This window comes from Deltaproteobacteria bacterium, from assembly GCA_016933965.1.
Lineage (GTDB): Bacteria > Desulfobacterota > Syntrophia > Syntrophales > UBA2210 > JAFGTS01.
The window spans coordinates 1-13,231 of the sequence record JAFGTS010000020.1 but is presented as its reverse complement, the minus strand read 5'-3'; the positions used below and the strand labels follow the sequence as shown (position 1 = coordinate 13,231).

Here is a 13,231-nt window from a genome sequence, read left to right as displayed (position 1 = left end):
TGGTGGGCCGTAGGGGATTTGAACCCCTGGCCAACGGATTAAAAGTCCGCTGCTCTACCGAACTGAGCTAACGGCCCCCGTGTTTCCTCTTTGAAAGCGATTTACCTAACAGGAAGCTTTTTCGCTTGTCAAGAACAAAATATGTTTTCTTCCCGTATAACGGGACGATGATGCCGGTCTCTTTCGTTATTTCCTGATCCTGTCGACGATTGCCGAAGCGTCTCCATCTTCGATAAGGTCTCTGAGCTCGCCGAGGCTTTCCTCATAGCGGGACAGGATGTCTGCGGCGTGGGGATTGCCGGCGATGATTTCCGCCGACAGGAGCGGGTTCTTCTCACATACTTTCTGTATGAAAGAGAGTTTCGTCCTGAAAACAGGGGTCGAGAACCGTCTGATCTCCGCCGGGTCCACACCGGCTTTTTCAAGAACAAGCCCCATGGTGATCGTGTTGAGGTGGGTCAGGACCTGCACGTAGGACATGAGCTCGTCATGACGCTCGGGCGTCGACTCCAAGAGCCGGGCGCCGCCCCGTTCGAGTACCTCTTTCACCCAGGGGAGCCACTTTTTGCAACGGGCCGGGCAATAGACGATGTTCTGTCCCGACATGGAACGGAGAGACGGCCCGAAGAGGGGGTGGAGCCCGATCACCTCGGCGGCCGACGAGGCGAGCATGGCGGCCACCGGACCGGCCTTCAGCGAAGTCAGGTCCATCAGGAGGGATCGTGCGTTCAGGTAGGGACCTATCCTTTCGATGACCGAGCAGGTTTCACCGATGGGGACACCGATGATGACAACGTCAGAGGTGTCCGCCACCTGGCGTGAGTCGAAACCCGTTTCTTTTCCCCATACGCTGACGGCAAAGCCTTCACGCTGGAAATATCGGGCGAACCATCTCCCGATACCGCCCGTGCCGCCGATGATTCCGATGGTAATATCCTTCATGGTCCACCATTGTCGACTTTGTGAAAATCCATAGGCTCTGTTGCCCTTTATTCTTCATCACTGCAACGTCTCTCGCTTCCCCCCATCCTCCGCTGCCGCAGCAGGTGATCTGCCAGAACGATGGCGACCATGGCCTCGCAGACGGGAATGATCCGGGGGATGACGCAGACGTCATGCCTCCCTCCCACCGAGATGGTTACGGGGTTGTTATGGATATCGATGGTGTTCTGTGTTCTCCCGATGGAAGCGATGGGCTTGCAGGCTATCCGTATCAGTATGTCTTCACCGTTCGTGATCCCCGCCAGGATGCCGCCGGCGTTGTTCGACAGAGATCCTTCGGGTGACAAGGGATCGTTGCACTGCGAGCCGGTCATGTGGGCGACCTGAAAACCGGCGCCGATCTCCACGCCCTTGACCGTTCCGATGCTCATCAGCGCCTTTGCCAGGTCGGCGTCGATCTTGTCGAAGACCGGTTCTCCGAGGCCGGCGGGGCAGCCGGTGACGTGTATTTCAACGATTCCCCCGAGAGAATCACCCTCCTGTCCGGCCCGTTCCAATTCTTGAACCATGAGTGGTACCGCCTTCGCGTCGGGAGAGAAAAGCTGATTCCGGACGACCTCTTCAGGATCATACCCTGATGCAACGATACCGGCGATCTCTCTCGTAAATGCGGTCACGGTGATGTCCTCCGGGGCGATCACTTTTTTGGCGATTACGCCGGCCGCCACCCGGGCGGCCGTTTCCCTCCCCGACGCCCGGCCGCCGCCTCGGTGGTCCCGATACCCGTACTTTTTGTGATAGGTGAGATCTCCATGGCCGGGCCGGAACACGTCCTTCAAGGCATCGTAATCGGCCTCACGGGCATCCTCGTTTCTGATGAGCAAAGAGATCGGGGTCCCCGTCGTTTTCCCCTGAAAAACACCGGAGAGGATCTCCACCCGGTCCCTTTCCCGGCGGGGTGAACCAGCGGAGTCCTTTCCCGGACTCCTTCGCCCTGTCTCGCGGTCGATATCGGCTTCCGTGAGGTCGATGCCGGCAGGGCATCCGTCAACCACGGCCCCCAGCGCCGCACCATGTGATTCTCCCCAGGTGGTGACCCTGAAAATGACACCTATTGAACTTCCGGACATGAGAACTCCTTTGCATGAAGTCTGAAATCCACGATCAGCCCGACCACATCTGCCACGGTTTTCCCCGTGGTGTCGATCGCGAGATCGGCTATTTCTCTGAACAGGGGCGCTCTTTGTGAGAGGAGCGACATCGTTTCTTCCAGGACATCGGTTCCCGTCAGGGACGGCCGCCTCTCTCCGCTCTGCGTGTCAAGCCCCATCCGTTCGATGATGGTCTCTGCGTCGGCGGTGAGCCAGACGACGAGATTTTCCTCTTTCAGAAGTTTCCGGTTTTCCGGATCATCACAAGAACCCCCGCCGGCGGCAATAACGGCATCCGGCCTCCGGGCCAGTTCGCGCAGGATTTCCTTTTCCTTTTCACGGAACAGGGGCCAGCCGCCGCGCGCGACGATTTCCCGTACGGTCAGGTTCGAGCGGGACTCGATGAGCTCGTCTGCGTCAATGAAGTCGAGGCCGAGCCGGTGGGCGAGAAGCCTCCCCACCGATGTCTTTCCCGTGCAGCGATGTCCGATGAGAATGATGGTGTTCATCCGTACAGTTTTTCCATTTCAGTCCAGAACCCGGGAAAGGACTTTTCGACGCACCCCTCATTTTCGATGTCCATTCCCTCCGTGACAAGCCCGGCCACGGCAAAACTCATGGCAATGCGATGGTCGTCATAGGTTCTGATGGTCGTTCCCCGAGGCGCTCCTCCCGTGATCTCCAGTCCGTCCGCTTTTTCCCGGACGGTGATGCCGATCCGGTTCAGCTCGCATGCCAGCGCCCGCAATCGATCACTTTCCTTTTTCCGCAGATGGGCAACGCGTTCGATCATGGTCGTCCCTTCACGGTAGGCGGCAAGCACCGCCAGGGAAGGGACCATGTCGGGCATGTCCGCCATGTCATAGCAACGGTCGCCCCGGTGAAGCTTAACGCCGGTGACCTCGATCCATTCGGCACATCTGGTTATCCTGCAGCCCAGGTCCGACAGGATGTCAAGGAATCGCCGGTCCCCCTGACGGCTTCCCGTGCCGACGTTCAGGACCCTGACCGTTCCCCCGCGGATGGCCGCCGCGAGAAAAAAATAGGAAGCGCTTGACAGGTCGCCTTCGATCACATGATCGCTGGCCCGGTACCACTGCGGCGCCGTAACAAGGAAACGGTTCTCCTCGCTTGCCACGGACACGCCGAAACGGTTCATCACGTCGATGGTCATGTCCACGTACGGCATGGAAACGGTCGCGCCTTCGAGCATGATGGCAATGCCTTTTCCCGAGCAGGGGGCCGCCAGCAGCAAGGACGATACATACTGGCTGCTGTCGATGTCCGTGAAGGTTACCGTTCCTCCGCGCAGTGTGCCCGCCGCCTGAACGGTGACGGGCGGCCGGCCGCGTCCGTCATGACCATGGGCCGTTGCCCCGAGGGCTCCCAGAGCGTCCAGGAGTGGTTTTACCGGCCGTTCCCGCAGGCGGGTGCTTCCATCGATGGTGAACGTCCCTCTGCCGAGGGTTGTCAGGGTCGTCAAAAAACGCATGGCGGTGCCGTTGTTCCCCATAAGGATGGGTTTTCCGGGGTTCTGAACGGTCCCTCCCGTTCCCGTGATGGTGATCCTGCCGGCAGTATGTTCGATCTGGGCTCCGAGAAGGCGAAGCGCCTCCATCAGGCAGGAGGTGTCTTCGGAGAGGAGGGCATTACGGAGCACCGTTTCCCCCTTTGCCAGGAAGGCCGTGATGAGCATCCGCTGGGTGATGCTCTTCGAGCCGGGGACCCGCACCGTTGCATTGAGATGTCCTGTTGTTCTAATCCTTTTCATGGTTGAACGCATCACCGATGATCGTTCTCATGAAGGCTACGGGCGGCTGTATCCCCGTCCAGAGCCGCAGTTGTTCCGCTCCCTGATAAATGAAAACGGAAAGTCCCGAAACCGTCCGCCGGCCCGCTCTTCGGGCGTGGCGGAGAAGTCTTGTTTCAACCGGATTATAGATGACATCCATGATCGTTTCAAAGTTCTTTACCCAGTCGGCCGGAAGCGGTGATTCATCGTAATGGGGGAACATTCCAACCGGTGTCGTGTTGATGAAAACGTCGGCATGGAATGTCGACAGTTCCGTGAAGGGGAGGGCGCCGCAGTTGAATTCCCCGGCCAGCATCTCCGCCCGCCGGTGCGTTCTGTTGATGATGACGGGGAGGCCACCTTCCCGCTTGATGCCGAAGACCGCCGCCCGCGCGGTCCCGCCCGCGCCGAGGACGGCGAAGGTCTTTCCCTGCAAAACACCCATCGATTCCTTCAATGATCGGACGATGCCCAGCCAGTCCGTGTTGTCACCGCTGAAACCGTCTCCTGAACGGGTGATCGTATTGACAGCACCGACAGCGGCGGCGCTTTCAGAGAGCGCGTTGAGGTACGGCATGACCGCGATCTTGTGGGGGATCGTAATGCTTGCGCCGGAAATACCCGCGGACCTCATCGTGTCTATGATCTTCCCGGCATCTTCGATCTCCATGGCGTGGTACCGCGCATTGAGCCCTTCGCGCTTGAAGACGGCGTTGTGCATGAGCGGCGACAGGCTCTGTCCGACGGGGTTTCCGAAAAGGACATATCGTTGTTCAGGTGACCTGTTCATGATCGCAGCATCTCCAGGAACCTTCTCATTTCTCCGGCGGTGAACTGGCCAGGGGCGGATTCCATGCCTTTTTCCAGGGCCGCGTAGGAAAGATAGGAGCCGAAGACGGGTGCCAGCAACCGGCTGACCCGTCCCTCGGTTCCCATGCAGAAGGCGATGACGTCCGCTCCGGATGTCGTCATGGCTTCGAGAAAGGACAGGATACGGATATTGTCCGCCGGTACCGTCGCCCAGGTTGCGATCTTGACAATATCGGCACCGACCGCAGCGGCTTCGGTAAGGATGTTCCGTAATACCCCGTCCGGGGGTGTTTCTGCAAAGTTATGGTAGGAGACGATCAGCCTTGTTGCGGAGCCGTTCGCCCCGATCGCTTCTTTCAGCCTTCCGGTCGCTTCCTCTCCCGCGCTCAGTTCTATGTCGACATATCCTGCTTTCAGCCGGACCGCCTCCAGCAGTGTCGAAATTCGTTCTTCCTCGCTGCCGGAAAAGTATCCTCCTTCCGCTTTCTTTCTGTTCGTGACGATGACGGGGCATGGAGTTTCTCCGAGCAATTCAGGAAGCTTGGGTCCGTCAATACGGTCGATCCGCAATTCGATCATGTCGGCATGAGGAGCACAGTGCTCCATCCGGACCCGGGCCATTGCCGTGCTGGTTGCAGTGACGGGGATACAGATCATTGCCGTGCCGCTCCCTGGGGATATGAGCCGAGATGGCGGTAAAATGTTGTTCGCTCCCTGAGCTCGGTGAGGCATTGACCGATGCGCTCATCATCCTCGCTTCCGGTAAAATCTACGAAAAAAAGATATTCCCAGAGGCTTCCCTTGAGGGGGTAGGATTCGATCCTGACCAGGTTGATGCACCGTTTTGCAAAGGATTCAAGAGCTCTATGCAGCGCCCCCGGTTCATGCCGGGTCCCGAAGACGATAGAGGTCTTCTCTCCACCGATGTAACCGGCGCCTTCATCACCGATCACCAGGAACCGCGTCGCGTTCGATGAATGGTCCTCGATTCCTTCATCGATGACTTTCAGTTCGTACATGGCGGCCGCCTCCCTGCTCCCGATGGCCGCACCCTCGGGGTCCTTCCGTGCCGTTTGAGCGGCGAAGGCGGTGCTTTCCACGGCATGAAGCGAGCAGTCGGGAAGATGTTTCCGGAGCCATATCTGGCACTGGGCGAGGGCCTGAGGATGGGAGTAGACCCGCAGGATCCGGTCCCGGAGTATCCCCGCCGCCATCAGGCAGTGACGGATGGGAAGTATGATCTCGGCCCGTATCTTCAAAGGTGTCGTGAGCAGGCGGTCAAGCGTGAGATTGACCCGTCCTTCAAGCGAGTTTTCGACGGGTACGACGCCGTAATGGGCCTGCCCGCGTTCGACCCGGTCAAAGACATCGTTAATGCTTGGCTGCGCCGAAAAGGAGACGCTGCCACCAAAGTGGGACTGTGCCGCCAAATGGGAGAAAGATGCTTCCGGGCCGAGATAGGCGATCGTCAACGGTTGCTGCAGGGAACGGGAAGCCGATATGATCTCCCTGAAAATATGCCGGAGTGAGGATTCGGGAAGCGGCCCTTCATTGATGGTGCCGATCTGTTCGTACACGCGCCGTTCCTGATGCGGGTCATACACCGTGCCGCCTTCGGCGGTTTTTACCATTCCGATCTCCACGGCGATCCGGGCCCTCTCATTGAGAAGTGACGTGAGCTTGCGGTCCATGTCCTGGACCCGACGTCGCAATTCACGCAATGATGTATTCTTCATTGTTTCAGATCCTCGACTATGTTGTGGATCAGCGATTCTTCAACGGCACCGTTCATGAAGGGGACCCCCAGCTTTTTCAGCAGGACGAAATGAAGCGCGTCACCCTTTTTCTTTTTGTCGTGCTTGAGACGCGAAATGATGCCGGCGGTGCTGATCTTGGCGGGAATTTGACAGGGGAGCCCCAGTTCCCCGATGATCGTTTCTATGCGGATACGCTCCCGGTGTGTCAGGTATTTCAATTCTTCAGATATCCTGGCGGAAGCGATCATCCCCAGGGCGACCGCTTTTCCATGGGAGACGCGGTATCCCGATTCGGCCTCGACGGCATGCCCCAGGGTATGGCCGAAGTTGAGAATTCGACGAAGCCCCCGATCCGTCTCGTCCATTTCGACGATGTTTTTCTTGATCATGCAGGACCGCTCAACCAACTGCCGCAAAAGCTGTGGTTTCCTCTCACGAATATCTTCGATGCTGTTTTCAAGAAGGTCGAGCAGCGTCGTGTCCTCAATGACCCCGTATTTGACGATCTCGGACAGGCCGTTCAGGTATTCTTCTTCAGGCAGGGTTTTTAGAAATTGAATGTCGATATAGGTCCCCCGGGGCTGATGGAAGGTCCCCAGAAGATTTTTCCCCGCCGGAAGATTTATGCCTGTTTTGCCGCCGATGCTGCTGTCGACCTGCGCGAGCAGGGTCGTCGGCACATGGACATACGGTATCGATCGCATGTAGATCGACGCGACAAAGGAGACGATATCTCCGGTAACCCCGCCTCCCAGCGCAATCAGTTCGGACGCCCGGTCCACCTGGAGCGTGGTCAGGTCCGAAACGACGGCAAGGACCGTGTCGATGTTTTTGGATTCCTCGCCGGCGGGAAAGGTGATCATGGCGCAATCGGCCCCCGCTTTTCCAAATGCTTCGAGGACCGCCTCGCCATAGAGGGATGCTACAGTTGAATCGCTGATGATAACGCGCCGGGAAACGGCGCCGCTTCCGGCGATGAGGAACCCGATCCTGTCGAGGATGTTTTTCCCGATACAGACGTCATGAGAAGAGAGATGGTTCCCGTCCAGTGTCACGCTGATCTTTTTCATTGCAGTGCCGCTCCTTCTTTTTTGAGATGTCCTTCCAGGTGCCGCAGTTCATCCATGAGCTGGTAGAACTTTTCCGGTTTCAGGGACTGCTTGCCGTCGGAGTATGCCTTTTCCGGTTCGGGATGGACCTCGATCATGAGGCCGTCGGCGCCGGCCGCCAAGGCACTTTTCGCCAGCGGCAGAACATATTTCCAGTTCCCCGCGGCATGGCTGGGATCGACGATGACCGGCAGGTGGGTCAGTTCTTTCAGAACGGGGACGGCGCTGATGTCCAGGGTGTTTCTCGTCGCCGTCTCGAAGGTCCGTATGCCCCGCTCGCAGAGAATGACGTTATCGTTTCCCGCTGAAAGGACGTATTCCGCCGACATGAGCAGTTCCTCGATCGTTGTCATCATCCCCCTTTTGATCAGCACCGGTTTCCGCGCCGCGCCCGCCTTTTTCAGAAGGGCGAAGTTCTGGACGTTCCGTGCCCCGATCTGCAGGATGTCGGCATATCCCTCTATAAGGTCCACATCGGTCGTGTTGATGACTTCAGTGATGACCGGCAATCCGGTCTTTTCCCTGGCTTTTTTGAGGAGCTTCAGGCCGGCTTCCTCCATTCCCTGAAAACTGTACGGCGAAGTCCTCGGTTTGAATGCGCCGCCCCTGAGAATATGACCACCGCCTTTTTTAATAACATAGGCGCTTTCCATCATCTGTTCATCGCTTTCAACGGAACAGGGGCCTGCCATGACGATGAAGCCGGGGCCGCCGATGTTCAGGGTTCCGACCTTCACAACCGTGTTGCCCGGTTTCACTTCCCTGCTTGCAAGCTTGTAAGGTTTCAGGATGGGGATGGTCTTGTCCACACCCGCCATGGACTCGACGAACTTCAGGTGCTCCTTGCCCCGCTGGTCGCCGACGGCACCGATGAGGGTGCATTCGGTTCCCCGTGACGGATGTGCCCGGTATCCGATCGATTCGATCCATCCTATGACCGCCTGAATCTGTTCTTCCGTTGCCGTTCTCTTCATGACGATGATCACCGATGTGTCCTCCTCTTTTTTCTGCGAAAAAAAGGCCATGGATAGTTTTCTCTCCATGGCCTGAAAATAAAAAGGCCATGGGTGAATCTTCCGATTCACCCATGGCCTCTGTTTTCGATTTTTCTGTGGTTTAGGTACTGAGGGGCAACGGGCAAACCGGTTCGCCAAAATAATAATAGTAGCTAAACCAAAAATAGGTTGTGCCCATTGTTGTTTTCATTCCCGCATACCTTTCACAATGTAGAGAGCTTATACGCGACAGCCGGCGGGATGTCAAGGGAAAATATGGGGCATGGATTACGGGATACGGATTACGGGGTAGTCGGATTAAGGATTAGAAGGTCCTAAGTTCGTAAGTCCTTGAGTTCATATTGGTTGTAGTTGCCCGATTCATCGGGTGCTCTCCAGAGCCACAAAGGGGCAAAGCGACAGAGTGCCAGATACAGGGAACGTGAATGTCTGTTGTTGCTCCCCTCTTTATTAAAGAGGGGAGGGGGGAGATTTTCATTTGTATAAATCCCTCCCAACCTCCCTTTACGAAAGGGAGGGGAGAAACCTACTCCGTAATCCGTGCCCCGTAATCCGTACCCCGTAATCCGTACCCCGTAATCCGTAATCCCTTATTCACTCCTGTTGTTAAAAGGAAGGCGTTGTGATAGAGGGTGATACAATGTTTCCAGGATATGTGCCTTGTGTGGGTGGTGACTGCTTATGAAACGAACCGTGCTGGAGAGGGTTCAGGTCAATATGCCCTATCTCATGCTGGTGGAAAAATACCTGCCAATGGTCCTGCGGGAGCGGATCAATCCCGAGATCGGCTTTAACTGTTTCGTTCTTGACCGTTTCCGGCGCGACGATTTCGCCGAAACGGCTTCACGGCTCCGTGACGCCGGATTGACGATCACCTTTCACGCACCGTTCTTCGACCTGCGGCCGGGAGCCATTGACAGACGGATACGAGAGGTGACGATGGATCGCCTGAACCAGGTCTTTGACCTGGTGCCCCTTTTCCAACCGGTGACGGTCGTGTGTCATGCCTCTTTCGATGATCGGTATTACGTGTCCAACGAGGAGCTCTGGCTCGAGAACAGCCGGGACACCTGGAACCATTTTCTCAGGCGGGCGGCGGAGATGAACACCGTCGTTGCCCTGGAGAACGTCTATGAACAAGATCCCGTCTGGCTCGGGCGGCTCTTCGATTCCCTTGAAAGATCGAGTCCCTTCTGTTTCTGCTTTGATACGGGTCACTTCAACGTCTTTTCAGAAGCGCCGCTGGCGGAATGGCTCGACAGGCTGGGTCAATACCTGGGCCAGCTGCATCTTCACGATAACGACGGGAAGAAGGATGAACATCAACCCGTGGGTGAGGGGAGCTTCCCCTTTCCGGATCTCTTCGAGTACCTGGCGGCCAGGGATGCGCAGCCGGTGATAACCCTGGAACCCCACGAGGTGTCAACGTTCCGCCGTACCGTGAAGAACCTGGAGACCATGAATTTGCCGGCCGCCGCCGAGTAGAAGGGAGATGGCTTCATGATCCGATACGTGTTCCGGCGGTTGCTCACCATGGTTCCCCTCCTCATCGGGATCACCATCATCTGTTTCATTGTGATCCACCTTGCCCCCGGTTCGCCCACGGACCTGCAGACGGAAATGAATCCCAATGTCTCCGCCGAGGCACGGGAACGCTTCATGGCGATGTACGATCTGGACAAGCCTCTTCATGTTCAGTATCTCCTCTGGGTCAAAAAACTCGCCGTCCTCGACCTGGGAGAATCCTTTTCCACGGACCATCGTCCCGTCGTCGACAAGATCGCCGAGCGTATTCCCATCACGATCACCATCAATGTCCTTTCGATGGTCCTCATCATCGTGATCGCCATCCCCATCGGGGTCCTGTCGGCGGTGCGTCGAGACAGCCTGTTCGACAAAATAACGACGGTCGTCGTTTTTGTGGGATTCGCCGTTCCCACCTTCTGGCTTGCACTTCTGCTGATGATCCTTTTCGGCATCCACCTTGACTGGCTGCCCATCTCCGGCATACGTTCGCTCAACGCTGAGTATCTTTCACCCGGGGCGGCCGTCCTCGACCTGGCGAAACACCTCTTATTGCCGGTCCTTCTTTCAGCGTTCGGCGGTCTCGCGGGGCTTTCGCGATATATGCGCTCCAACATGCTGGAAGTCATCAGGCAGGATTATATAACCACCGCCCGGGCGAAAGGCCTGAGCGAGCGGGTCGTGATATACAGGCACGCTTTGAGGAACGCGCTGCTCCCGGTCATCACCATTCTCGGCCTGTCCATACCGGGGCTCATCGGCGGCAGTGTGATCTTTGAGACTATCTTTGCGATCCCGGGCATGGGGCAGCTCTTCTACATGGCCGTTATGTCACGGGACTATCCGGTGGTGATGGGGATTCTCTTTATCGGAGCAATACTGACGCTTCTCGGCAATCTGATAGCCGATGTTTCCTATGCCCTCGCGGACCCGCGGATCAGGGTGTCGTGAGTTCCGGGAACCGGTGCGGGGAAACATGTCCGTGAAACCGATGGTGAATATGAAAAACGATTTCTGGTTCCGTTTTTTAAGAAACAAAATGGCCGTGGCGGGGGGTGTGGTCGTTGCCGTGCTTTTTGTCGTTTCCATCTTTGCGCCGATGCTCTCGCCCTATAATCCGAGCGAGATCGATCTCAGAGATGTGCTTTCGGCGCCGTCGGCGGTTCATATCTTCGGGACGGACCAGCTTGGACGGGATGTCCTCAGCAGGATGATCTGGGGTGCGGGAATATCCCTGAAGGTCGGTTTCGTGGCGACGGGCATCGCCATATTCATCGGCACGATTCTCGGCGCCGTCGCAGGGTATTACGGAAGATGGGTTGATGCCGTCATCATGCGCTTCGTGGATATCATGCTCTGTTTTCCCTCGTTCTTTCTTATCCTGGCTGTTATCGCCATCCTGGAGCCCTCCATCTGGAACATCATGATCGTCATTGGAATGACAAGCTGGATGGGTATCACACGTCTGGTAAGGGCCGATTTCATCTCACTGAAGGAACGTGACTTCATCCAGGCGGCGAGGGCGATCGGAGCCAGTGACCTCAGGATCATCTTCCGCCATATGCTGCCCAATGCAATGGCTTCGATTCTGGTTGCCGCGAGCCTTGGCGTTGCCGGTGCCATTCTGACGGAGTCGGCCCTGAGCTTTCTCGGTATCGGTGTCCAGCCGCCCACACCGAGCTGGGGTAACATCCTGACCGCCGGAAAGGACAACATCGATATCGCCTGGTGGCTGTCCCTGTACCCCGGACTGGCGATCCTTGTAACCGTTCTCGGCTACAATCTCCTCGGTGAGGGCATCAGGGATTCCCTCGATCCCCGGTTGCGGGAGTAGCGGCTCAACACGAACGAATGAAATGAATGGAGTGGATATGCTGATTGATTCTCATGCTCATCTTGAATTGAAGGATTTTGACCGGGACCGGGACGAGGTGGTCCGGCGTGCCCGCCAAAACGGCGTTGAGTATATCATTACCGTAGGCATCGACGTCGATGACAGCGGGAAGGCCCTCACCGTGGCCGACAGCTATGAGCGGGTCTATGCCGCCGTGGGTGTTCATCCTCATTCAGCCCGCGACATCGATATGAGAACCTATGATACGCTGAGGAAGATGGCGAAACACGCGAAGGTGGTCGCCTATGGTGAAATAGGGCTCGATTTTTATCGAAATCTGTCTCCCCGGGATGTCCAGATACGGCGCTTTGAAGAGCAGATGGATCTGACCCATGAACTGGGACTTCCGGTCATTGTTCATGACCGGGAGGCACACGAAGAGATCCTGGCGGTTCTTGAGAAGTGGAAGGGGAGGGTGCACGGGATCGTTCACTGTTTTTCCGGTGACTTTGCCATGGCGAAACGCTGTCTTGACTGGGGATACTACATTTCGATTCCCGGAACGGTAACGTTCAGGAATTCAGAGGTACTGCGTGACGTGGTACGAAAGACACCGGCGGACCGGCTCCTGGTGGAAACAGACTGTCCCTTCCTGACACCGGAACCCCGAAGGGGCCGCCGGAACGAACCGGCGAACGTGGTCCACACGGCAAAAAAGGTCGCCGCCGTAAAGGGACTGCCCTTTGAAGAACTGGCGCGGATAACCACGCACAACGCCATGGAAATATTTGGGTTGGGTGAGAGAATAAGTGCCTGAGTGCAAGGTACGGGATTCGGGATTGGGGGTTCGGAACTGGGGATTCGGGACTCGTAATCCGTTAATCCGTTAATCCCGTAATCCGATAATCCATTATTGTAGTTGCCCGATTCATCGGGCGTATTTCAGGACATGAAGAAAAAACAAAAACGCCGATAAATGGGCACACTACATTCTTGCTGACGTCATTGCGAGCCCGGCGAAGGCGGGCGCGGCAATCTTATCACAAACCCATGGGATTGCTTCGTCGTTTCACTCCTCAATGACCGGTAGCTTGTAGTTGCCTGATGTCATTTGCCCCCCTCTTTGACAAAGAGGGGACGGGGGAGATCTTGTTTTTGTATAAATCCCTCCCGACCTCCCTTTACAAACGGAAGAGAAAGACAAAAAAACCGGGAAGGATCGCTCCTTCCCGGCTTCTTCCGTTTATGTTGTTGTTGGTTACTCGGCCTGGATCAGGTCAAAGGGCCTGATGACGG

Annotated in this window: 13 protein-coding genes and 1 tRNA gene; 4 read left to right on the top strand and 10 right to left on the bottom strand. The window is 56.7% G+C overall.

The features are described 5' to 3' along the window. The 10 genes from JXO48_04405 to aroF all read right to left on the bottom strand — a co-directional run bounded on the left by JXO48_04405 (window position 1) and on the right by aroF (window position 8,547). Window positions 1-77, bottom strand: a tRNA-Lys gene (locus JXO48_04405). A gap of 109 nt (window positions 78-186) precedes the next feature. After that, a complete protein-coding gene (locus JXO48_04400) occupies window positions 187-942 on the bottom strand; it encodes a prephenate dehydrogenase/arogenate dehydrogenase family protein (protein MBN2283113.1) in 756 nt (251 codons plus the stop codon). Between the two features lie 47 nt (window positions 943-989). Beyond that, entirely contained in the window at window positions 990-2,072 is a 1,083-nt protein-coding gene (gene aroC / locus JXO48_04395; protein ID MBN2283112.1) for a chorismate synthase, read from the bottom strand. After that, window positions 2,054-2,602 carry a shikimate kinase gene (locus JXO48_04390; protein MBN2283111.1) on the bottom strand — a complete coding sequence of 183 codons (549 nt, stop codon included), beginning with the start codon at window positions 2,600-2,602 and terminating at the stop codon, window positions 2,054-2,056. Before JXO48_04390 ends, aroC begins: the two co-directional genes overlap by 19 nt. After that, complete coding sequence (aroA, locus tag JXO48_04385; GenBank protein MBN2283110.1) at window positions 2,599-3,864, bottom strand: 3-phosphoshikimate 1-carboxyvinyltransferase; 1,266 nt, start codon at window positions 3,862-3,864, stop codon at window positions 2,599-2,601. Before aroA ends, JXO48_04390 begins: the two co-directional genes overlap by 4 nt. Continuing rightward, entirely contained in the window at window positions 3,851-4,675 is an 825-nt protein-coding gene (gene aroE / locus JXO48_04380) for a shikimate dehydrogenase (GenBank protein MBN2283109.1), read from the bottom strand. The genes aroA and aroE overlap by 14 nt, the downstream gene beginning before the upstream one ends. Beyond that, window positions 4,672-5,352 carry a type I 3-dehydroquinate dehydratase gene (gene aroD / locus JXO48_04375; GenBank protein ID MBN2283108.1) on the bottom strand — a complete coding sequence of 227 codons (681 nt, stop codon included), beginning with the start codon at window positions 5,350-5,352 and terminating at the stop codon, window positions 4,672-4,674. The genes aroE and aroD overlap by 4 nt, the downstream gene beginning before the upstream one ends. After that, window positions 5,349-6,431, bottom strand: a complete 1,083-nt coding sequence (gene pheA, locus JXO48_04370) for a prephenate dehydratase (GenBank protein ID MBN2283107.1) — start codon at window positions 6,429-6,431, stop codon at window positions 5,349-5,351. The genes aroD and pheA overlap by 4 nt, the downstream gene beginning before the upstream one ends. Further along, a complete protein-coding gene (gene aroB / locus JXO48_04365) occupies window positions 6,428-7,522 on the bottom strand; it encodes a 3-dehydroquinate synthase (protein MBN2283106.1) in 1,095 nt (364 codons plus the stop codon). The genes pheA and aroB overlap by 4 nt, the downstream gene beginning before the upstream one ends. Continuing rightward, complete coding sequence (aroF, locus tag JXO48_04360) at window positions 7,519-8,547, bottom strand: 3-deoxy-7-phosphoheptulonate synthase (protein ID MBN2283105.1); 1,029 nt, start codon at window positions 8,545-8,547, stop codon at window positions 7,519-7,521. The genes aroB and aroF overlap by 4 nt, the downstream gene beginning before the upstream one ends. A gap of 711 nt (window positions 8,548-9,258) precedes the next feature. Between aroF and JXO48_04355 the strand changes: the two genes are divergently transcribed. From JXO48_04355 to JXO48_04340, 4 genes are read left to right on the top strand one after another with little or no spacing between them, the layout of a single operon-like run. Next, complete coding sequence (locus JXO48_04355) at window positions 9,259-10,062, top strand: sugar phosphate isomerase/epimerase (protein MBN2283104.1); 804 nt, start codon at window positions 9,259-9,261, stop codon at window positions 10,060-10,062. A 15-nt stretch (window positions 10,063-10,077) separates the two neighbouring features. Further along, entirely contained in the window at window positions 10,078-11,052 is a 975-nt protein-coding gene (locus JXO48_04350; protein MBN2283103.1) for an ABC transporter permease, read from the top strand. A 49-nt stretch (window positions 11,053-11,101) separates the two neighbouring features. Continuing rightward, window positions 11,102-11,935, top strand: a complete 834-nt coding sequence (locus JXO48_04345) for an ABC transporter permease (GenBank protein MBN2283102.1) — start codon at window positions 11,102-11,104, stop codon at window positions 11,933-11,935. 37 nt (window positions 11,936-11,972) lie between these two features. Further along, a complete protein-coding gene (locus JXO48_04340) occupies window positions 11,973-12,752 on the top strand; it encodes a TatD family hydrolase (GenBank protein ID MBN2283101.1) in 780 nt (259 codons plus the stop codon). Window positions 12,753-13,231: the final 479 nt, after the last annotated feature.